The sequence below is a fragment of the Sphingobacterium spiritivorum genome (assembly GCF_016724845.1).
Classification (GTDB): domain Bacteria; phylum Bacteroidota; class Bacteroidia; order Sphingobacteriales; family Sphingobacteriaceae; genus Sphingobacterium; species Sphingobacterium spiritivorum_A.
In genome coordinates, this window is the sequence record NZ_CP068082.1 from 4,720,962 (window position 1) to 4,742,382 (window position 21,421).

Sequence of the window (21,421 nt, forward strand, 5' to 3'; positions counted from 1 at the left end):
CTTAAGACTACAGCTTTCAAAAAATATACTACTTGATTTTGTATTTAACACGCTTTTAACTATTCTTGAAAAGTCAATAGAAAATAAAAATGCCAACACCAACTGATCAACTTTATCAAAAATTCAGAGACAATTTAAATCATTCGCATCAGGAAGTAATTATAAAGTTTTTCCTATCCTTTTCGCGATTTGAATTTCTCCTAAAATTCAACGATTTCATCACCGCTGAGGGCCTCGTTAATTGGAATGATTTCACGAAGAATTGTAAAACAAGATACGTTACTTGGCAAAATAAAGGCTTAAAGCAAGAACTTGAGAATGCCATCCAATATATTCAATCCAATCCACCTAAAAAGCTTATTAAAAACGATGGTCAATATATTTGGCAAGATATAATAAGAACGAATACTGATCGTCTTGAGATTTTAACTTTAAACATCCGTACCATAAGAAATAATCTTTTTCACGGTAATAAATCTTTGAATGCAGACAATGGACGAGATAAAGAGTTATTAGAAAGCTCATTACTAATTCTTGATGATCTCATCTGCTTTTTAAACGGTGAGCTGGATTTTGTTGAAGAGTCAATTTAAAACCCGTATACAGCTTATTAGGTCATAAATGACAAAAACCCCTGACCCAATAAAGGATCAGGGGTTTGGGTAGGCTGGTTCAGATTAACCCACGTTTGTAAAGGATTGATAGAACGTTTCAAATGGTGGTTTTGGTTTATGGGTTCTGATACCTGCACGGATACCCGATAACTTTTCAAAACGGTTCAATGAAAAAATACTGACTGGAATACGATACTTCTTTTTGTTGCAGTAAAACTCTCCGTGGTCATCAACAAGACTAAACCTTGCGTTCTTACCAAGTTGCCACGTCGCTACTTTACAATCGGCTACACGGCCACTTATTCCCCCATCAAATACCGTATGTGTTTTAGCGTTTGGGAAAAGGGATTTCAACCACGTAAACTGTTCTTTTGTTGGCAACAAACCCAATGAAACAAATGCGCTCAAACAAGGTGAATTAACCCAATTAGGGTAATAATGGCAAAAGCACAATATATCGCTTGCAGAATGACCGATAAAAAGATTGGTGACAGATATAGGCAAGCTGTCCGTCACCAACCACATACCTTTACAGACCGGAATACGGACACCATTTTCACTCCAATGCTCTTGGGCTATAATCTGATTTTCCAATGTATAAGGAAACAGAATTTTATCCTCGACAACGTGGATATAAGGTGCAAAGAAGTTCCGTACTTCGGGCTTTAATTGGAGAAATACCACTACCTCGCAACGGTACGTCCGTAACCTCTACTTTCTTGCTTATCACGAAGATTTTGCACAAGGTCTTGAACGGTTTTCTCGTTACCGTGTTTTTGTTTTTTATCGGCCATCATCATGTCGGTCAATGCGCGGTTATATCCCTCGCTATATCCCTCGCTCTGCGGTTCAACCCTACCTTTTAGGTTATTGATACCTCGGAAAACTAAGTAAGATATACCGCCATCCAAAAGCACCGATAGGATAAGTCGTTTTCGGTCTGAACGGATACCCTTATTGTCTGTTGCCGAATGTTGGATTTTGGTTCCGTCTTTGAGTTCCACTACTTCACCGTTACGGAAAACCTCCTGTTGCTGTTCCGAAAGTTCTTCGCCATTTACTCGGATGGGGGCCTGCACTTCGTCGGGTTCATAAGCCACAAACTCCCTTGTCAAGTCGTCATATTCAATGATGACTTTCTTCTTTTTGTTTCCGTCAATCTCCTGTTCCTTGCTTACCACGTGTTTTTCTCCTGCGATCAGGGCTTTTTCCTCGTCATCACTCAACAATGGATGCCATTGCGGTTCACGATATATAGGATGTATGTTTAGCTGTACTGTGCCATCTGTATTTCGGCTAAGGAATAACTTTGCATCCAATTGACGGATGGCAAACCCATCGATGTTCAGACCTGCCATGCTCAACATATCGGTTCTTCTCCCTGCAAGCAGGGCATCGATATTCTCCGGACTGATGCTGAACCCTCCGTCTTTGTAAAGCCCCAATTTTTCAAGTTCGTTTAGGGGCATTTCGTTTTCGTTGATAGGATATTTCATGATGTAATTGTTTGTTAAGTTTTATAATTTTTATCTTCTGATGCCATAGGCGGCAACAGCCTCAATTTCGGCTTGTACCGGGCGGTGCAGGTCTTCACTTGGCTTGATACTGTTAGGGTTCTGCTTGGCGTGTAGCAGGGAACCATACAGCCCGTCAGTTCTCGATAGCGAAAACGTGTTTCCAGTCGATAGGTCTTCCACACGCATACGTCCACGTTTCAAATGCCCTTGCACTTTGTACATAGTATTGTTATAGGCGATTTCATCACCTATCGAAAGGGTGGCTTCTTTTACCTTTTGTGGTTTTGCCTCGGTCTGGGCTTCGACCTGAACATTGGCAGCGGCCTTGATTTCCCTTTTTTGCTCAAATGCCAATAGATAATTAAGAATTTTTTCCGCATCGGCGGCGGCAGCGTGTATTTCAAAAGGTGTATCACGCAATATCTGTATCCAACTGTCCACGTAGGCAATGTGCTGGCCGGGATCATGGCCAATGTTGAGTTCCTGACCGATAAGCATCGAAGCGATTTCGGCACGAAGTTCTTCGCGGGCATAGCCCTCTGTTCCAAAACTGTCAACCATGCTTCTGTCCAGACGGTCTTTATGGCCCGTCCAGTGACCGAGCTCATGGAGCACGGTGGCATAATACTTATCCGGTGCATCGAATTGTTCACGCAAAGGCATGGTGATACTGTCGAGTGCCGAACTGTAATACGCTCGGTTACCTGTTTTGTGGGTTATATCTGCTCCCGAAGCCTGAATGATGTTTTCTGCTCTTTGGATAGAATCCCATTGGAATTGCTTTGCTTCGGATTTCACCAAAGGTTCGATACCATTGATCTGTTCCGCATTGAATACCCAAGCAGTGGTGATAATTGCCCTGTCAAGACCTACCTTAGCTTTTACGGGCTTACCCTGTTCGTCCAAAATTGGTTTGCCCTCTTCGTCTCTTTTGGAAACAAGTTCATGGGTCTTGACAAACTGGATCAGGGTTGCTTTTTCTCCCTTTCTTACGTTCCAGCCTTTTGCAGATGCTTGGTTGAACGTCATCCAACGCGGGTCTTCACGATCGGCCGATAATAGTGATAAGCTGTTGATACCCTTATATCGGTTTCCGGTGATTGCATTGTACGGTAATTCAAAAGCTGGGCTATTGCTATTCCACGGCTTCTGCCACGGTGCTGTACCTTGTTCGAGTTTCTTGATGATATTCTCCGCAACTATTTCATGCAGGGATTTAGAATTTTTACTGCTCATCTTCATCCACCTCCGGGGATTCGTCATCTGGCCATTCGTCTGCGTATTCCACGCCATAAATGGCGGCTTCCGCTGGGGTCAGACCAATGTCTTCACCACTGGCCAGGACACTTAGTTTTTGTTGCAGTGATCTTAAATGATAGTCCATATTATTCCATGTTTAAGGATTGGTCTAATTGTTCTCTTAACCTGCGTAGGAATTTCAAGGGGTCAAGGAATTTACCGTTGAATTTCACCGAAAAATGCAGGTGTTCTCCTGTCACCCTGCCCGTGCTTCCGGTGATAGCGATAGGTTGCCCCGCTATTACCGTATCACCCGATGAAACGAGTATATGGGAAAGGTGTCCGTAAATGGTTTCTACTTCGCCGTGTACTATCAGTATGTACTTGCCGAGTGCTTTATGTCTTCCTGTTGCTTTGACATAACCATTAAGTACATTAAATACAGGATCGGAACGCGCGGCAAAGTCAACACCGCTGTGGTGTGAAGCCTTACCGCTGATCGGGTGGATACGGTATCCGAATGGCGATGTGACCTTTAGCTTGTCTAATGGTGGACTGTAATCTATGTCTTGTCCACAAAGCATAAAGGGAACAAGCACCAACCAACCGAAAAAAAATCTAATCCGCAGATATGCAGAACGTCGAGTGTTGTTCATAATGTTGTGATTTGTAGGAATTAACTCCCTTAAAAAGTCGATTGACTATTTTCTTTTGTTGTATTCCGTCGTCTCGGTTGGTACGGGAATTTGAACATTGTCTTGGATAGGAATAAACTGTTCAACTATTTCCTCAACTTCTCTGTTGATGCGGAAAAAATTGTCCAATAGGATTTCTTCTTTTCGATTACCGAAGTCGTAATAGGTCGGCAGTTCCCGATAATTCGCTTCTTCCTTTTTGAGGGCATCCATGTCCAGATTGACACGGCAGTTAACCGCCGAAGTCTGGTATTTGCCCGTATAGGTGTCTACCGTATCACGGGCAAGGATGCCAACAATTTCACCAGCTTTTAGCGATGCTATCTTTCCGGCAGGAATCAGCGGTTCGAGTTTTTCATTCAAGGATAGCGAGGTTCTCGTACGGTCGATGCTTAGGCTTTCACCCGTCTGTTTCACCTTACCAAAAAGGCGCTCCAACCACTCCAAAGTTTCTTTGCTCCTGACCGAACCGGACAGTACATTGCCCATGATGGACGTGATAACCTCCGCTGTTTCCTTGCCGTATTGTTGGCGCAGCATAGGCAACTCCTGAAGCCCCAAAACGACCCCAGAAAAATTGGATCTGCTCTGTGCCACCAATAGGTCTACACGGTGAATATACAGGCTGGGGGCCTCATCCACCACTAAACCGATGGGTAAATTGCCTTTCGTATTGATAAGTTTCGTAACCCGATTAAGTACCACCGACAGGCAAGCGGAGTTAATGCTCTGGGTACGGGGGTCATTGGCGAGCACCAAAACACCGGGGTGCTTGGGGTTACTGACTTGAAGCTCAAAATCATCCGCACCGAAAACCCAAAACGTTTCTTTGGTGGCCATTCGGCTGATAAAGATTTTGAGCGTTCCGACTTGTCCTTCAAGTTGGTCAAATGCCTTTGCTTTGTAGGCGGACATGAATGGCGATAAAAGGGAACTAAGCTCCCCGTTGCTGAACAGCACCGTAAAAATCTGTTCATACGACAGGTTAAGAAAGGCAAGTACATGGGGCAGGCTGGAATAACGGCCATCTTCGTACCTACTGAAAAAGAAGATACAGGCGGCAAGGAAATTGATGGCGGACTGCGTGAAAAATTGGTCACTACCACCGCTTTTGTCTCCCTTTTTCAAGGCTTCGACAAGCGCTTCGGCTGTTTCCGAAGCATCGGCAAGCGTGTTTAGGTAAGCCCGTTTCATCGGGTTTACCCGCCTGCTCTTTGCGGGATCGTTGAGATTGATAACATGGAATTTGTAATCCCTGCATCGACCGTCCTGCTTGGCAAGCAGATAATGGTAATAAGCAACCTTGCCAAGATCGGGGTATTTCAGATCGTATAGGCACATCGTGAACGAATTGGCCAGCATTTGGCGTATGATCGGCATAATGATCCCGAACGATTTTCCACTTCCCGGAACCCCGCAAATGAGACACCCCCTAAAAATGTTTTCAAGCGGTATATACCCTTTACGGACTTTCCCTTTGTAATAGAACAAGGTCGGGATGTTGATCGAGTACGGTGTTATCACGGGTTCGGTTGGTTGCATAAAGGATTCTTCCTCAATGTTCCAGCGATCCTTTCCCAAGTTGGAGCTGATGATCTTGGATACGTTGTCTATTGCAACGTGTACCAAAATGGCTCCGGCAAAAGCGCTTGTGACATAGGCAAGGTCATACCAATTGACCGACCGCCATATCGGGGCTGCTTCATGTCCCTGCAACCATAAGCCCGAAAAAAGAATGAGCATCCCCAATGCCAAAGGGTAAACGATCTGGGTCTTGGGATTGAGGTCTTTTTTCTTTCGGCTTAATGTTCCGATGGAGACCAGACAGATCAGCACAAGTGTAAAGAGCTTGCTGTTTATCAGTTCGGCATAAAATGGTACTCTCGAAAGCCTCTCTGCAAAGAGTAGCAAACTGTTATTTGCTACCCCTGCCAAAAGAAATTTATCTACATAGAAAAACAGAAAGACTTCGAGGACAACGGATAGGTATATGCCAAATTGCAGGGAGCGGTAAAGCCCCTGCTGCTCTTTGGTTTCTTCCATAAGTATTTGTTATTAGAGGTTAGATAAAGCCGACCTAAAAGGTGTCGGCTTTCAGAATATCGCCGTATTTTATTTTTAGGTTGACCGTGCGGCCGGAAATCTGTTTTTCGGTAAGCGTTACCCGAAGTACCTTACTGCCGGGAAAAGTTGCCTTTTTCAGCACGAACACGTTACGGTGCCTTTTCTTAAATTCGGTAAGGGGCTGGTATTGCCATAGGGTTTTGATTTCAACGGTCTGCACGTTGGTTGCTTTGGTGATCTTCTTGTCCTCAATGAAAAACCGGAGTTCGTCTACATTGTAAGAAAGGTTTGATGTATTGGTAAACGATACGTCAAGAAAGATATAATCGCCCAATGTGCTAATGCTGTTAAGCGCAATACCTACACCGTAATCCCTCGTACTCCGTACAGGCCGATGGGCGTTTTTTGTAAGCAGACCAAGTGCAAGGTTTTTCATCTGGCTACGGCTCAACCCGATCTCCGAAATTTCCAAAGGACGGGTGTGCTCCGGTTTGATTTCGAGCATGGCCGGAATACCCGTATCGTTCATCCACAATGGGGCCGTCAGACGGTATTGCGCCACAAAGTTATCGCCGACAATGGTAATTGTTCCAAGTTCAAAATCGAGGTGTTCTGTCTGTGTGGTATCCTCGTGCAATTTGATACGTAGTACATTTTCAAGGGGCAGGTCGCCCGATACATGATGCGAAGCGATGTCAACGTATTGGATGGGTTCGGGTGAAAGGATATGCACCGTATGGCCACGGTGCAGGCTTAATTCGGGAAGTGTTCCCAACCGGGTTTCCGTAGCTTGTTGACTGTGGGCGGAATATGCTACAAAACATAAAAGGAAAAGGATTAGAAAATGATGTTTCTTTTTCATGATGGAATCTTAAATGGTTTTACTGTTTGTAATTCTGTTGGCTTTGGCGGAGTGCCTGTGGATCGATGAGGTACACCATCGTGTTGTATTTCAGTTTCGCCCTGTTCTTCCGTATATGCTTTGATACGGCGGTCGTTGTGGATTGGAACATCCGCTGGATGGCGCTCATGACCAATTGGCTGTTGTTTTCCGCTTGTTGTTGCAGGGTAACTCCCTGCGTGGTGTTACCGCCGAGCTCCCGGCTAAACTCCCTGAATGCCGAAGCGGGCACGTACAGTCCGGGTGAGCCGTCATTATCATAGATTTCCAGTCGGACAGGCAGTATGTTGTTGCCGTACATAATGGAAGTGATGGTAAGCAGTACCCGTTGCCCTGAAAAACCGGAAATTTTTGCAAATACGTGGGTACCTTTCTTGACCACGTGCGGGCCGACCAATAGGTCATCCATGAGCCGAATGCGCAAACGGGAATCGGCATACCCTGTCATGTTTTCATCGACAATAGCCTGAATGAAAGTATTGTCATTTTCAGGGCGGATGGTGTTGAACGTTCCCTGACCTGTACCGTATTTGGAAACGGACAGACGGGGCTGGTTTTCGAGTTCTTTTTTCGCTTCCTCCATGCGTTCACGTTCCATGCGGGCTGCCTGTTCGTCGGGATCGTTTGCCCTTGCCATGCTGTCCGCATAGGCCATCTGCTTACGGAAAAGTTCCATCGGATCGGTCTTGTCCGGCGTCTCCCTGATCGGTTCGGGTTTTCGCTGTAATGAGGAAAGGGCCTGTTGCAATGCTCGGTCTTGGTCGTCATTTTCCGAATCTCCGCTAACGGAAACAGGTCGCTGGTTTTTGAGCGCCCGCTCGATGGAATCAAGTTTTCGCTTTTCTTCTTCGTTGTACAGTTCATCAAAACGGAATTGTTCGGCTCTTTCTTCCTGTAACTGGCCTATTGCCGTATAACCGTCACCTCGACGGTACTGCTCACGGTAGGCGGCAAGTTTGTCGGATAGCGCGCGGTTCTTCACGTCCTCCGATACATCGGCAATCTGGCCCTGCAAAGGATCGCCCTCTTGCTGTGGTGCTTCTTCCTTTGCAAAACCTGTTTGATAGACATAGAAGAACAGGCATAGAAATGGCAACGCTATGAGGGGTAGCACATAACGCGGCTGTCTGAAATTGATTTTCATGTTTGTTGGATTGTATTAGGGTGAATTTTGGGGTTTGTTTGTTTCGGCCAATCTTTTTTCGAGGATTTGCATCCTGTCGATGGCTCTCTCCATTAGCAGGCTGTCGGAGCTGTCCAAATTTTCTTTTTCCATCAGACTGTCGAGGATCGTACGGATTTCCAGCAGTTCCTTTAGAGCTGAAACGGTCGTGACAATACCGCCCATTCCATCCATTAAGGGTTGTTGTACGGAAAGCTGTACGTTGTCTTTTTGTGGTGTTTCTTTTGGGAGAAAAAGAAAGCATCCAACGGAAACGAGAATGCTTACCACCATTGCAAAAAATACCGTACGTGGTCGGGCTTCAAGGAACCGTTTGGAACGTACGATGCCACCATCGATATACTTGCCAAACTCCCTGTAAAATGCTGTCCACACCGTTGTGTCGGGCGAGCGGTTAGAAGTTATTTTTTTGAACATAGCTGATGTCTTTGTTTTCGAGCGTTTTCCATCGGGTTATCAATATACCGTGACCATTGTTCTCCGTACGCACGTCAAGGTCTCGCAAATAGCCCTCCGTGACCAATGTGCGTACTACCGTCGAGCTACGCCGATCTATGGTCTGTTTACCATAGTAGCGGAAGTACTTTTTCACCGGATCGACATGGATGGAATCGGTCTGGATGGTGAGAACGGAACTGGACGACAGCACGGAATTGAAAAATCCCTTTTCCCGCAGGTTGTTGTACTGCAATGCACCGGATTCATCGATCAGGTACATGGCTTTTCGCATCTGGTATTCGATGAATTTATCGTCCGGTGCGAGCGTAAAAAATAGTGAATGGAAAAGGTTGATATGTGTACGGTACTCGATGGGTCTGTTTACTTCAACATCGGTCTGGCTTGCAGACATGGGAACGTTGTTAGCGTCAAGTATATACACGGATTTACGTGCATTGCCTACCTGTTTGTAGGCAAAAAAAGATACTGTCATCACCATGAGCACGGCGGCAATCAGACTTGCCCCGGCAATAAAGGTGGCAAGCCTGATCTTGGCTTCAATATTTTTTATTATCATAGCATTGCGTGTTTAAAAGGGGTTAAAACTTGGCGATTATCTTTCTTGCGGCACGGCCCATATTGGATGCTCCACGCCCCATTGTGCTTGCGGCCGAAGTGATACCACTTGTCGATACAATCCATGTGCTGATACTCGGTACGGTGAGCATGGTCAGTCCTCCGATCAGGAATGTCACGATGACGATACCGAAACTTAAAATCCCGTTGCCCGCAAACCAGCCCATTTTCTCCAATGTGTCGCCCGTGCTTTCAAGGAGTTGTTGATACCTTGTAATCTCGGCTTCCATTGCATACTGTTGGAATAGACTGGCTACGTGCATGACCAGATAGGCAATGCCCGAATACAGGTTAACGGCGATAAACCGGGCTATCCACGTACCAAAGGAGTCCCTAAAGGCAGGCAGGATACTTACGGCAACACTAAACGGGCCTAAAATGATGAGGATGGTCGAATAGAGAATCTGGATAATGAAGATGATATAAACGCAGATGCGCAATACCCAGACGGCCAACGTTTCTAAGGTATAGGTCGCCAGTAGCTGTAACCCCACTTGCATACGGTTTTTAAGTTCAACGATTGGGTTCCATACCGAAGCAAAACCCTCCTTTACCGTTGAGGTGACCGCATCCCACGCCTGACCGTACCACGTATCCGCTTCTTTTTCGGCGATCTCGGTTTCGGCCTGTATGGTGGTCAGTTGATCGGCAACGTCAACCATGAGTTTTGCACGTTGCAGGCGTAGGTTGTTAACTTCGATCTGCCCGCTGTCAAACAGGCTTTCCGTTTTGGTGGCAACAATGTCCGTGGGATATGCAAGTATGCGGGTGAACGTTCCCCACCAGATGATGACCATTACAAGCCCGAACGGGCGTAACAAAGGCATGATTTCCATTTTTTTGTCGCCCGCCATCATTTCGTATGATTTGATGGCAAAGAATATGAGCATGAAAATGGCGGCAAGGGCCTGTGCATCGGTGATGAATGTATCGAAGTGCGTCCATATCGTGTTTTTCATGCCTTTGAGAAAGTGCATAACACCCTCCTCATAGACACCGTTCCCCTGTAAAAAATTGAACGTATCTTTAAACGAGTCCGGCACATTTACAGGATTTCCCTGCAATAAAAAACGGGGCATTAGCCCCGTCATGTTGATAAAGTCCATAAAGTAATCTGATTTTGGTTATTGGTTTCTTTTTAGGATGTCCTCTGCAATTTGTACATCGGAACGACCGCCAGAAAACTCCGGCAGATCGGGGTTCTCACTTTGCAGACGGTCACGGCTTTTGCTCAATAAAAGGAATTTGGCGGCATAGTTCTTTTTTGCTTCCCATGCGGACAGAAGTTTCCGGTGTTCCCCAAGCAAACGGTGGTAAGCCATGATACGGCTACCACGGTCGAGCGTGGTCGTTCGGGCAGCTTCCAACCGTTCTTTGAGTTCCGCACGTTCTTCGTTGTACCATTCCAATAGACCTTTGTTCCTCAAATAATCCCCGACGTCCGGTGAAAGTCCGGCGAGCGGATCGGTGTCCGTGTCGCCCGTTAGGTTTCCAAACTCCCTGCGGTAATAAAGTAACCATAAGGGGTCGGCATCCGTGACCAGACCGGAATAATTGAGGGCTTCGGTCACCGCTACATTGCGGATGGTGTCCGTATGCTTTTTATAGGCTTCGTCCGTTTGTTGCATGGCCAGTACCATACCCATGCGCAAGGTCTGTGGCCCTGTACCGCTCAACGGTCGGCGGTCGGTCTTGTTGTAGTTTGGATGCCACGCCCAGGTGAGCCAATATTGATAGTTTAGACCGAGAAAACCACTTGTTGGCGTAAACTTCTTTCGATCCCATTGCTTATGAACCATGCGTTCCTGTTGATTTACGATATGTTTATCGGTCTGTCGCTTCACGTTCTGCGCCATTGTTCCCGTGGAAAATAGGAACAGCAGTAGCCAAATGATATTTATCTTTTTCATCGAAATAATTGTTTTTAAATGGTGATGAAGCTATCGGATTTATTCATTCCATTAGATGGTTTGAATAAATCATGATGGTTTCATGTTCAGTCCTTTAGTAGATAATAGTTCCGTATGATCTCGTCCGCTTTGCGTTTGTCCATGTTGATAAAGTTTCGGTATGGGTTCGCCATTTTCACTACGCCGTTGATCTTGGCATAGTACATTGACCTCTCCATACTGAACACCAATGCGCGTATGACTTTCAGTTCGAGAATGATCTTCCGCATGAGGTGGTCTCTTTTTTCGTAGTCCATCAGCACGTTTTTTCCCTCCTGTAGAACGAAGTCGGAGACTTCGGCGGCAAGGTTTATGCCCCTGTCTTTGAGCTGGCGGCTGGCGGCCTCGGCAAAGAGCAGCAGCCACGGTTCGCCTTTGGCAGTTTCAAGCATCTTCGTGCTGTGGGTGGCGATGTCCTGAACAAGCCTCGAAATATGGAGCGCGGAGCGGCCGGACTTCAATGCCCGATCCACTTCGGCGAGTGATCGGTGGATCATGTTCTGCACCAACACCACGGAAGATAGGTTGACGTTAATATCGTCGATGCGTCCACGGATGTTGCCGAGCATATTGTTGTGGGTCTGTTCGGAAGCGAGCCTTACCGCACCGTTTTCGTTTACAATGGCAAGATGCTTGGCATCGTAGATTATCGTCACATAACTTTGGGCGAAAGTCATCTTTGAAAGACAGATAAACAGCAGGATTATGAGTTGCTTCTTCATGGTTTAAATTCCTCCAATTGCCTTAAAATATTATCGACTATACGCCTGTCCTCATTGATATAACCGGAAAACGGATTGAGGGAATCGAGCAGCTTTTTTCGTGTCGAATAGTATAGGGTAGCCGCAAGCCCCCGTGATGCTCCTGCGATCTTCCTAAGCTCCTGCAGGACGTGTCCGTAAAGTATTCTCCTGTCGCTCGCTTTCATCTGGTTGAGGTCGTTAATACTGATAAAAAGTCCGGTCAGGTAACGTGCAAGCTGCACGGCTTTTTCTGCCATATCTTTTTCTGCATCGATGGCAAGCAAAAGAAATTCGGGGTGTGTGGACACAATGCCTACAATCCTTTTTTGTTGGTTTATGATCTCGGTGACTATTGGCGCGGATTCAAGCCCCATACTAAGCCCCTGCAATGCCATACCGAGGGTCTGGAAACGGCTGTGCAACTGCCGATAACGGGTTTTGAGTTTTGACGTTTCTTCTTTGTTTACTTCCTCGTTAGCCGAGGTAATGGCTTGTCGGTTTCTTGCGGTGATCTGGCGGTCGTATTCATCTTTGCTGTGTTCGACCAATTGGTGGATCAGTTCCACATTGAGCTGTGCATTTGCTCTGGTCAAGGTGATGACCAAAAGCAGTAGAGTTAGGATAATGTATCTCATCGTTTGAGCAATCTTGAATTACGGATAATGTCATCGGCAATCTGTTTGTCGATATTGATAAAACCTGCGTATGGATTAAGGGAATTAAGGATACCGCGTTGTTTTGCCCAATACATACTTCTGTGCATCCCAAAGGCTACGCCTCGCAGGATGGTCAATTCCGTACGTATCCGGTTTAACAGTTTTGCCCTTTCCCCCGAATCCATTAGGTTGTCCTTTCCGCCTTTCAGTACAAAGGCGCTGACTTCGGCAGATAGATTGGTCGCCCTTGTCTTAAATTCCCGTGCGAACGCTTCGGCAAATAATAGGAGTGCCGGATTTCCCCTTGCGATGTTCATTGCTTTTTCCACGTCGTTAACGATGTCAAGGGAAATATTGGCAATGTCCTTTACGGTGAGCAGGGAACGGACAACGCCGGAAACTTCACTTAATCCTTTGTAAATCTTATCCTGCAAATCGTTCACGATCAGGAGCTGGCCCGTTACGGCCATCTGGCCGCGCTGGATGAGCGTAAGATTACTATTCACATTGTTGAGCTGGCTGTTCATCACACCTGCATGGACACCCGTCGCGGCTGCCACGGCGGGGTCGATGTAAATCTGTCCTCTTGCATAAAAAACGGCAAAGGACAGGATCGTTATTGCAATAAATCGTTTCATGTAAAATCAGGTTTAAAATATTCTCTTTGTGTTTCAACGGGCGCGTTGTTCTCGTTCACCCTTTGCACAAAATCGCCCAATGCAAGACCGCTCTTTTCCATGTCGGAGACAAACGCCGTTAGGGCGGCCGGGTAGCTGCCATGATGTTTGGCGTAAATCTCCACGGCACTTTTTTCGGGTTTTTCGGTCGTGAATGCCAAGTGGTGGTAAATGCTAACCTCCACACCGTACACTTCGCCCGTATTTCCCCGACGGATATAGAACTCGTTGAAACGGGCACGTCCGTCCTTGTTGTCCAGACGGTTGATCGTGAAAATCTTTTTTTGCTCCGCTTCGTTGATGGACAGCAATTCGGCAACCTTTCTAAAGTCGGCTTCGTTCTGTTGCAGCAGGATGATGGTGTCCGAATTGTTTATGATGCTGTCCTTGATGATGGGGTTGCCGATGATGTCGTTGATCTCCTGTGTCACCTCGATGATTTCCCCCCAGAATTTCCGTACGGTCTTGTTCAGGTATAAAAGGAAATTTGCCATCATGGGCGACGAAATGGCCCGCCATGCTTCCTCCAAGATCAGCGTTTTCCGGCGGTTCTTCCGGTGGCGCATCTTCTGCACGAACAGATCCATGATTATGAGCGTGACAATGGGCAGCAACGTCTTGTTATTCTGTATATTGTCAATTTCATAGACTATGAATTGCTCGTTGAACAGGGATTGGTCGGCTTCCTCGTTCAATATGGCTTCATATTCGCCTCCTCGGTAAAACTTCTTTAGCACGAACCGAAATTCCTCCACGTCAAAAGCAATGCTTTCCTCATTCCTTATATCGGGGATTTTCCGAACAGCAAATTCATAAAAGGAATTAAAGTCCAGTTTGTCTACTCGGTCTTCGATGGCCTTATCGAAATGATGGGCGTAATAGGCTGAAATGACATTGGAAATTACGTCTCGCTCTACTGTGGTCACCGTACCCTCGGAACCTTTCCAGAGCAGGCAGATCAACGTTATCAAGAAATCCTTTTTCTCGATGTTGTATTCTTCCTCGCTGATCGCAAAGGGGTTCATCGTGATGGGCTTTTCTTCCGAATAGGTGATGTACTTGCCCCCATAGGTACTGCAAAGACCGGAATAGGAATGCCCCACATCCACGATCACCACGTCCGTGTTGTATTGCAGGTACTGCTGACAGATCGCATTTATGGCATAACTTTTACCCGTACCACTGCTCCCCAAAACGAAGCGATTGCGATTTTTTATGCGCCCAGTGCGCATAACCAAATCCGATGGGTCTATCGCCACGGGCACCCCTTGACGGTCGGTAAACCTTAGCAGAAATTCCGATGGTTCGTCGGTCGGCAGCCGTTCCTTGAAAAAGAAACAAAGGGCGGCATCGGCGGTAGTCAGGAACCAATCGTATTTTTTCAGTTCCACGCCATTGCCCGGCAGGGCACACCGGAACAGCTCCAATTGGTTGTAGGCATTGCGTGAGGGAATGATCCCCTGTTGGAACAATGCGGCTTCAATAAAATTGGCCGTCTTGTCGATCCTATCCGTATCGGCACATACGATCATGGAGTAATGGGCGTGTACCAATAGTTGATTGTCACGGGCCACGTCTACAAGCAATCGATCAATGTCTTCCACGCACATGAGGTTGGCCGGATCGGGTACACTCGAATGCCTTTTACGCTTTACTTCAAGTTTACCCAACGTGATCTGTTGGCTGGGTATCTCCAATAGCTGGTTATATATAATGGTGCGATAACCGGGAACATTGTGCAGGAAAAAAAGGTTGTCTACCGGAAAATCACGCATACCGTTTGTTTCGGTTCGGGCGGTGAACGATCCGACCTTTTCGGGCAGGTCAACCGAATCGGTGTTGACCATACTGATACAGCGGACGGCCCGGTCACCTATTTGCAACTCACGGTCTCCGCAGCGGAGATTGTCCAATGTGATGTGGGGTTGCTCAAACTCCATGCAGAGCACCCTGTTTACAAAGCGGTTTATTTCGGCTTCCGTAAGATATGAGGGATTAAGGGCAGCACCCGAAAGCAGGTCAAAGACTTTAGCCATGTTCTGCCCGAAAGTGACAAGCACTTTTTTGTCATAGGTATAGAATGCCCCTTTTTTGACCTGACGGGTCACCGTTAGGTAGGTTCTGATCTCGGTGTATTCCCGACCCTCAAAATGTTCCTGGTATTTCTGTTCCAAAAATTCGGATGCGGGTTTGGGGCGGTATTTCCGTTTGATAAATACGTCGTGTTTTTGGATGATATGCCCCTCGCCAAGTATCTTGATGACGTTCAGCAAGACTTGTTGGAAAACGGTATAGGCTTCGGGATCGGCGCCATACTGTAAGACGGGATTGGTCAATCGCATAACGACTGAAAAATCACCACGGTCGCCGTACAGTACCGACATTCCCTGATAATGGTCAATACCCACATAGGGCATTTCAAAGGTTGTCTTTCTCTCTGTTTTCATCGGTTTGTCTGTTTTTAATGGCTGATGAGAGCTCACCCGATAAATCGGGTTCGGTTTCATAGCTGATCGATAAATGGGCAGGATGGATAAATGCGCCACGGTGGCGGGTTTTGTCATGGAGACCGTCACCTTGTTTCATGAATGTGTAGGCAAGTCCTGCACCCATCAGGGCAAGGGTTGCGAAGCCACCGAGAAAGAGATTGGTAATTGCACCGATAAGTCCGCCGATGGCCAGACCGCCGATAAGGGAACCTATGCCCCAATAGATAAACTTTCCCTTGAAACCTCGGTAGATAAGGGGCTTTTGAAGCCCCTTATAGATCGGATAACGCCCGTGTGTCATACGCCGAAAAACGCTTTAATGACCACCGACACGAGTACCAAGAATAGACAGGAACCGCCCCACGACATCAGTTCCTTATTGATGTCCTGATCTCCGCTGTTCCACTTGATGTACACCCGTATTCCCCCAATGAGCCCGACCACCGCACCGATGGCGAGAATGAGCGTCGAAATTGGATCGACATAGCTGGTAAGCGAAGATGTGGCGGCATCGATACCTACTGTACCGCCTTGTGCGAATGTTGATTGGACCGCTGACAATGAAAGTGCGGCCACGGCAAACAGTTTTTTAGTGTTTACTGTCATAGAGATAATGGATAAAAAGTGAATGAAAAATGATTGGCTATTAGTTTACCCCGAACAGGGCTTTTAGTGCGGCGCCGACGAGCGACAGGAACAGGCAGGAAAAGAACCACCCCATGACCTGCGCATCGATGTGATGCTTGCCGGATTGCCAGTTGCTGTACACCCGTAGTCCTCCGAGCAGTCCGCATACAGCACCGATGACAAAGGCAAGGTCAGAGAAGTTGTAATACCAAGTATTGACTTCCCTGCGCACTTCCCTAAACTCGGCAAGACCGGGCTGGGCGGTGGCGTACAGGGCAAAAAAAATGACAGTAAGGAATACTGTCAAAAAACGGATGGATTGCATAATTGGATTTAGTAGGGGATGGCTTTGGTGTACTCGATTACGTTGTTTTGTGCGAGCGAAACAAGTTCCTTTATGGTTATGCCCCCCGTGGATTGCAGGGGGCCTGACGAGATAACGGATTTTCCGTCTTTTACCATCGGTTCTATTGCTACTTTGGATGGTTCGGAAACAACCCTTTCGGGCGGTGAATCTTCATCGAATACCAATTCGTTTCCTCCATCGCCCGTAGTCGGAGCACGGCGATGGATAAACAGGTCATACAGTACGTTTAGGGCATAGTAGATGCCATAGACGGCGATAACGCCGAGCAGGAATTGTGTCCAGTTCATAGATCAAGGGTTTTAATGTGTTCTTTGATGTATCGGGAAATTTCGGGGTGGGTTTTTAGAAACAGGTGCAGGCTGTAGGCGATGATCTTGTTCATATCGATGCCTTTGGCAACTTTCAGTTGTTTGAGCAGGAAAAGGGTTTTGTCGTCCAAGCGGATCAATAATCTTTCCCGTCCGGTCAGTTCATGGTTTAGGATACTGTCAAATAAGTGTTCCAACGTTTCCGCTTTTTTCTTTGGCGTATCCTTTGGGGGCTGTTCCGTGGGGATTTCTTTAGTCTGCGGCTGTCTGTCTTTCCGCATGGAATCCCGAAGCTCATCGGCAAGGCTTTTTATTCCGCTCATGATGGTTCCTCCTTAGCAATGTATTGTTCATAGATTAGGTCTAAGAGCGGTAGCACAACGGGATACAGGATGATCGGTGTCTGGAACGTATTTATCCGCTGGAAATCTATGCGATCCGGCAGACCGGGGGCGACCGTGCCAAAGCCTCGCAGTACCTTTTCGACTTCCGTCCGGGTTTCGTATTTGACGGTGTTCTTGATACGGTTCGGTACAAAAATGAGGGGCGCTCTCTTGTTGATCTTGCCGATGACCATTGCAAACAGCAATGTCGAATCCACGGAAAATTCGTCAAAGGCAAACGGACAGAGCACCGCATCGGCGGCGGCGAATATGGGTATCAACCCGTCGTCGTCCATCTTGCCCGGCAGGTCTATCAGTACGATTTCATTCCGTGCTTTTCCCAATTTCCGTTGCATTGCCGGAAAATGGCTGAGGTCGGCTGGAACGATTTCGTACAGCGGTTCATTTTCCAGAATCTTTGCTTTCTCGGCTTTAGCGGAAAGTGATTGCTGATAGTCCATATCGAGCACCGTAACCCGCCGTTCTTGTTGCTGGGTCAGGTAGTTGGCGAGCAGCAGGGTGAGCGTGCTTTTTCCCGCTCCGCCTTTTTGGTTTCCTATAAGTATGAGCATAGTGCATTGGGTTTAATGGTGTTGTTAATAAGGGGGCGTCAACGGGTATTCGTCCGGGCTTTGCGCTTACGTCTACGGTTGCGCCCGTGGATCGCCTCGTCGTCGATGTCGTCGGAAATATCGATCTGGATATTCGGTATCCATTGCTCGGCTGTTCCATGTACATAATCGGCAACTATGGTGGTTTCTTCGGATGTCGATTTCCGTTCTTTTTCGTTCGGTTCTGCGAAGTCGTCTTTGGCTGATTGCACATAACCGTTTTCGGTGATTGTTTCTTCGGGCCGGAATACACACCCCTTTAGAGTAGGGTTCGTTATATCCGCTTTAGGCGATATTTTGGGTCTATCTTCCGATGGTGCGATAAATTCAGCCAATGGCATAAGGTCTTTGCCCTTGTAGACCATCTTCCTCGAATGGTCTATCACGGTGTAGCCGTATGGCGGTTTCCCGTCCTTACCGTGGAATATGATCTGTACCCCAAATTTGTCCGATAGCATTTGTGCCATTGCCGACGTATAGCCCGATGGTGCGGACGGCCTATTGCCGGGAAGTGGAGCCGGAGTGTGAACCACCGCCGGATCGTATTGGCTTTGATACTTAGCAAAGACAGCTCGGAGCTGTGCCAACCGATTGATGTCTTTGCTGAAAGTACCAATTTTGGTGTCCACTTGTTCCAAAGAAACCGTGCCTTGTCTTTTGCCGTAACGGCTGATCTGATATTTCCCATCTGACAGTTTGAGGGAATAACCCTGCGCTTCAAGCACCATCATGAATTGCGTCCGTGTGGAGAAACTATAATCCAGAGCCTTTTCGATGTCCTTATTGGCTTGTTGCTTTTCGTCCACGCCAACGACACGGTTTAACACTTCGTAGGCACGGATTTTCTCAAAACTGTCGTTTATCTTTTTGCCGTCCCGGCCTACCCGTGTGGAGACGATATGAATGTGATTGTTTGCCGTATCCTTATGGAATACCAAGAGATAGGGTTGTTCACCGTAGCCCATACCGCTCAACCATTGCTCTGCGATGGTGGTTAGTTCTTCTTTGCTATGCGAACGCCCTTTGCAGGAAATGACCGCGTGGAGCTGTGGGTATTTCGTGCGGCTACTGGCTGCGGATTGGGCTTCCAGATAATTGACGTAATCTCTTGGACGGAGATTTTGCAGGGCTTGCAAAGCACCGAAATTTGCCACTTTCATCAGTTCGCCTTTATCCTTATCCACTTTGTTCGTGTTGTAACGCACTCCTTTGAATGTGGTGGACGGGTCGAGTATCTTAACGATCATGTCTGCCCCCTTATAAGCCTAATGAGCTGCCGAATGGATTGTTCCAACCTCCGTTGCAATCTGATATATTCGGTAAGCAATGGCGCAAGGTCACGGATCAAGTTGGAATGTAACATTCCCTGTTGTTGCAGGGTATTGGCGTGCTTTGCCAATTGATTGATGTTGTTGCCGGATCGGCCGATCTCTGTACCGATACCGTCCAGTAGTTTCATGATTTCGGCGGTATTGACCAGCATCTTTTTGGAATGTTGGAGTACTCGGATACGCACGATGTCTGCACGGCTTAGACCAAGTGCTTTTTCAAGATCAAGAAACTGCGTGCGTTCTGCTTCGCTCAACCGGAGTTCAAAACGTCGGGATCGTTGTTCATGGGATGCGGACTTTCTCTTTTTTATTCTGTTCTTCATGGTGCTTTTTGGTTCAGGGTGACGGACTGTATCGCCCTAAAGATTTCAAGGGCGACCTGCGGAACGATGGCATTTCCGTAGGCTTTTATGCTTTCGGCACGCCATGTCGGAAAGGTAACTCCGTCCAGTCTTTCGGAAAGCCCATCATCTCGGCCACAAAACGGGGATTCAGTTGGCCATCCCGTCCATAGGGGAATTTCGTGCCATCGATCTGCTCCGCTGTCGGTAGTACTTTTAGCAAACGCTTCTGTATTTCTTGGGGCATCCTCTCGGCTAAGTCCTCTGCCGGGCTCCATAGGGAGATCAGGGCATGGTACACCAGAAAATCCGTCAAGGAGACCTGACCGCCGTTGCCCCTCTCGTTCTTCCTGTCCTTTAGCCGTCGCCTGTCCTCTGCCTGCTCGATTGTCGTTTTTATGTTGCTTATCTCGGTGGCGGTTGGCGTGGGCAACAAACCAAACCCGATCCCGTTGGTGTGGAGCGCCAACGGCAGCAGCCGGAATACACAGAACGATTGGCGTGCCGTCTTCAAGTGTCGGTAGTACATATCCTGCTGACCCGATTTCTGAAATGATGCTTCCGATAACTCGTCGTTGGAGTCGGATGATGGTGCTTGTTGCAGGTTGTTCACCGTCCTGACAAAAAAGCTCAATCGCTTTGATCTCCATTTGAGAAAGACTATCGGGTTCGAGAATGGTGAAGAGTCCAGTAACGTTTTCAAGAACGATCCACTCCGGCCGTGCTTCCTTAATAATTCGGATAGTCTCCGGGAAGAGGTAACGGTCATCTTTCGCCCCCTTTCGCCGTCCGGCCTGACTGAACGGCTGGCAGGGAAACCCTCCGCTGATGATGTCGATGTGTCCTCGAAAGTGAGTTGCCCGAAAATCGTAGATGTCTTCATAGTGTGCTGTATTTGGCCAATAGTGTTTGAGAACAGTTCGGCAGAACGGGTCTTTCTCGCAGGAGAAAACGTTTTGCCAACCCATCCATGAAGCGGCGATGTCAAAACCGCCGATGCCCGAAAAAAGGCTACCGTGTCTTAGCATGGTAATGGTTTTAAAGGTTTATGGATGTTTCGCCGTTGTCGGCGGATGTGGTGCGCTTGGCAGGAGAAAAAGGGAGTTGCGACCTTTTTCCTACCCTGGTGCGGACCTGCTCCATCGGAGTTGGTCTGTTCCGGGGCAAGTTGGTTTTTGTGGGTACGGCATCGAGGTACGAGAGCCGTACGTACAAAAACACAACTTGCACAATACGAAACAAAAAAGAGGGGTTATACCGCAACGGGCAAAAAAGTGGATTGGGTGTGTTTTTGGCACATAGGTTTGGGGATAGCAATTGATGATCTATATATCTGATCGGCTGTATCGCTATAAATACAGCTATCTATACGGATAGCTGTATGTCGGTATCAGTATCTATGTGAATAACTGTATATGTGCCTATATGGATAAACCGATACGTACCTATACATATATCCGTATCGCTACCTGTTTGGATATACATATATCGGGATACATGAATATCTGTATGTACTGCTATCTGCATAGGTGGCTATCGAAATATCGGTATATAGGTCTATCCGTATAACTGTATATTCGGATAGTTACATAGATAGCTGTCGGTATATCCATTTATGTGTATATGTGATTATCAATATATCGGAATAACCG

Annotated in this window: 26 protein-coding genes; 1 reads left to right on the top strand and 25 read right to left on the bottom strand. The window is 47.1% G+C overall.

All coding sequences use genetic code 11. From position 1 onward, the window contains the following. The first annotated feature begins 89 nt into the window (after positions 1–89). Positions 90–593, top strand: a complete 504-nt coding sequence (locus I6J03_RS20110) for a hypothetical protein (protein ID WP_003005483.1) — start codon at positions 90–92, stop codon at positions 591–593. An 84-nt stretch (positions 594–677) separates the two neighbouring features. Here I6J03_RS20110 and I6J03_RS20115 read toward each other — a convergent pair whose 3' ends face one another. From I6J03_RS20115 to I6J03_RS20235, 25 genes are all read right to left on the bottom strand, one after another. Then, positions 678–1,298, bottom strand: coding sequence for a hypothetical protein (locus I6J03_RS20115; protein ID WP_003005486.1), 621 nt, complete (start codon positions 1,296–1,298; stop codon positions 678–680). Next, positions 1,298–2,110, bottom strand: a complete 813-nt coding sequence (locus I6J03_RS20120; RefSeq protein WP_003005488.1) for a DUF4099 domain-containing protein — start codon at positions 2,108–2,110, stop codon at positions 1,298–1,300. The genes I6J03_RS20115 and I6J03_RS20120 overlap by 1 nt, the downstream gene beginning before the upstream one ends. 30 nt (positions 2,111–2,140) lie before the next feature. Next, positions 2,141–3,367, bottom strand: a complete 1,227-nt coding sequence (locus tag I6J03_RS20125) for an ArdC family protein (RefSeq protein WP_157600423.1) — start codon at positions 3,365–3,367, stop codon at positions 2,141–2,143. Then, positions 3,357–3,515, bottom strand: coding sequence for a hypothetical protein (locus I6J03_RS20130; RefSeq protein WP_003005492.1), 159 nt, complete (start codon positions 3,513–3,515; stop codon positions 3,357–3,359). The genes I6J03_RS20125 and I6J03_RS20130 overlap by 11 nt, the downstream gene beginning before the upstream one ends. A gap of 1 nt (position 3,516) precedes the next feature. After that, positions 3,517–4,026 carry a M23 family metallopeptidase gene (locus I6J03_RS20135; RefSeq protein ID WP_003005495.1) on the bottom strand — a complete coding sequence of 170 codons (510 nt, stop codon included), beginning with the start codon at positions 4,024–4,026 and terminating at the stop codon, positions 3,517–3,519. 45 nt (positions 4,027–4,071) lie between these two features. After that, the gene (locus I6J03_RS20140; RefSeq protein ID WP_003005498.1) at positions 4,072–6,108 is read right to left on the bottom strand and encodes a type IV secretion system DNA-binding domain-containing protein; all 2,037 of its coding nucleotides are present in this window, start codon (positions 6,106–6,108) and stop codon (positions 4,072–4,074) included. 34 nt (positions 6,109–6,142) lie between these two features. Continuing rightward, positions 6,143–6,991 (bottom strand): conjugative transposon protein TraN, encoded by an 849-nt coding sequence (gene traN, locus I6J03_RS20145; protein ID WP_003005502.1) that lies wholly within the window; start codon positions 6,989–6,991, stop codon positions 6,143–6,145. Positions 6,992–7,010: 19 nt separating this feature from the next. Continuing rightward, a complete protein-coding gene (traM, locus tag I6J03_RS20150; protein ID WP_003005505.1) occupies positions 7,011–8,174 on the bottom strand; it encodes a conjugative transposon protein TraM in 1,164 nt (387 codons plus the stop codon). 15 nt (positions 8,175–8,189) lie between these two features. Further along, on the bottom strand, positions 8,190–8,630 hold the full coding sequence (locus tag I6J03_RS20155) for a hypothetical protein (RefSeq protein WP_003005509.1): 441 nt from the start codon (positions 8,628–8,630) through the stop codon (positions 8,190–8,192). Then, positions 8,608–9,228, bottom strand: coding sequence for a conjugative transposon protein TraK (gene traK / locus I6J03_RS20160; protein ID WP_003005512.1), 621 nt, complete (start codon positions 9,226–9,228; stop codon positions 8,608–8,610). The genes I6J03_RS20155 and traK overlap by 23 nt, the downstream gene beginning before the upstream one ends. Positions 9,229–9,250: 22 nt before the next feature. Next, positions 9,251–10,393, bottom strand: a complete 1,143-nt coding sequence (locus tag I6J03_RS20165) for a plasmid transfer protein (RefSeq protein WP_236582162.1) — start codon at positions 10,391–10,393, stop codon at positions 9,251–9,253. Between the two features lie 18 nt (positions 10,394–10,411). Further along, a complete protein-coding gene (locus I6J03_RS20170) occupies positions 10,412–11,197 on the bottom strand; it encodes a hypothetical protein (RefSeq protein WP_003005518.1) in 786 nt (261 codons plus the stop codon). A gap of 86 nt (positions 11,198–11,283) precedes the next feature. Then, a complete protein-coding gene (locus tag I6J03_RS20175; protein ID WP_003005520.1) occupies positions 11,284–11,958 on the bottom strand; it encodes a hypothetical protein in 675 nt (224 codons plus the stop codon). After that, complete coding sequence (locus I6J03_RS20180) at positions 11,955–12,614, bottom strand: hypothetical protein (RefSeq protein WP_003005523.1); 660 nt, start codon at positions 12,612–12,614, stop codon at positions 11,955–11,957. The genes I6J03_RS20175 and I6J03_RS20180 overlap by 4 nt, the downstream gene beginning before the upstream one ends. Next, on the bottom strand, positions 12,611–13,273 hold the full coding sequence (locus I6J03_RS20185) for a hypothetical protein (RefSeq protein ID WP_003005526.1): 663 nt from the start codon (positions 13,271–13,273) through the stop codon (positions 12,611–12,613). The genes I6J03_RS20180 and I6J03_RS20185 overlap by 4 nt, the downstream gene beginning before the upstream one ends. Continuing rightward, on the bottom strand, positions 13,270–15,759 hold the full coding sequence (locus tag I6J03_RS20190; protein WP_003005528.1) for a TraG family conjugative transposon ATPase: 2,490 nt from the start codon (positions 15,757–15,759) through the stop codon (positions 13,270–13,272). The genes I6J03_RS20185 and I6J03_RS20190 overlap by 4 nt, the downstream gene beginning before the upstream one ends. Further along, positions 15,731–16,102, bottom strand: coding sequence for a hypothetical protein (locus I6J03_RS20195; RefSeq protein ID WP_003005530.1), 372 nt, complete (start codon positions 16,100–16,102; stop codon positions 15,731–15,733). Before I6J03_RS20195 ends, I6J03_RS20190 begins: the two co-directional genes overlap by 29 nt. Further along, complete coding sequence (locus tag I6J03_RS20200) at positions 16,099–16,407, bottom strand: DUF4134 domain-containing protein (RefSeq protein ID WP_003005532.1); 309 nt, start codon at positions 16,405–16,407, stop codon at positions 16,099–16,101. The genes I6J03_RS20195 and I6J03_RS20200 overlap by 4 nt, the downstream gene beginning before the upstream one ends. Positions 16,408–16,447: 40 nt before the next feature. Continuing rightward, a complete protein-coding gene (locus tag I6J03_RS20205) occupies positions 16,448–16,753 on the bottom strand; it encodes a DUF4134 domain-containing protein (protein WP_003005534.1) in 306 nt (101 codons plus the stop codon). A gap of 8 nt (positions 16,754–16,761) precedes the next feature. Then, positions 16,762–17,082 (bottom strand): hypothetical protein, encoded by a 321-nt coding sequence (locus I6J03_RS20210; protein WP_003005536.1) that lies wholly within the window; start codon positions 17,080–17,082, stop codon positions 16,762–16,764. Next, positions 17,079–17,426, bottom strand: coding sequence for a hypothetical protein (locus I6J03_RS20215; RefSeq protein ID WP_003005538.1), 348 nt, complete (start codon positions 17,424–17,426; stop codon positions 17,079–17,081). Before I6J03_RS20215 ends, I6J03_RS20210 begins: the two co-directional genes overlap by 4 nt. Further along, complete coding sequence (locus I6J03_RS20220) at positions 17,423–18,058, bottom strand: ParA family protein (RefSeq protein WP_003005541.1); 636 nt, start codon at positions 18,056–18,058, stop codon at positions 17,423–17,425. The genes I6J03_RS20215 and I6J03_RS20220 overlap by 4 nt, the downstream gene beginning before the upstream one ends. Positions 18,059–18,096: 38 nt before the next feature. Then, positions 18,097–19,344, bottom strand: a complete 1,248-nt coding sequence (locus tag I6J03_RS20225) for a relaxase/mobilization nuclease domain-containing protein (protein WP_003005542.1) — start codon at positions 19,342–19,344, stop codon at positions 18,097–18,099. Beyond that, positions 19,341–19,751, bottom strand: coding sequence for a hypothetical protein (locus tag I6J03_RS20230; RefSeq protein ID WP_003005543.1), 411 nt, complete (start codon positions 19,749–19,751; stop codon positions 19,341–19,343). Before I6J03_RS20230 ends, I6J03_RS20225 begins: the two co-directional genes overlap by 4 nt. After that, positions 19,748–20,797, bottom strand: coding sequence for a DNA cytosine methyltransferase (locus I6J03_RS20235; RefSeq protein ID WP_003005544.1), 1,050 nt, complete (start codon positions 20,795–20,797; stop codon positions 19,748–19,750). Before I6J03_RS20235 ends, I6J03_RS20230 begins: the two co-directional genes overlap by 4 nt. Between the last annotated feature and the right edge of the window lie 624 nt (positions 20,798–21,421).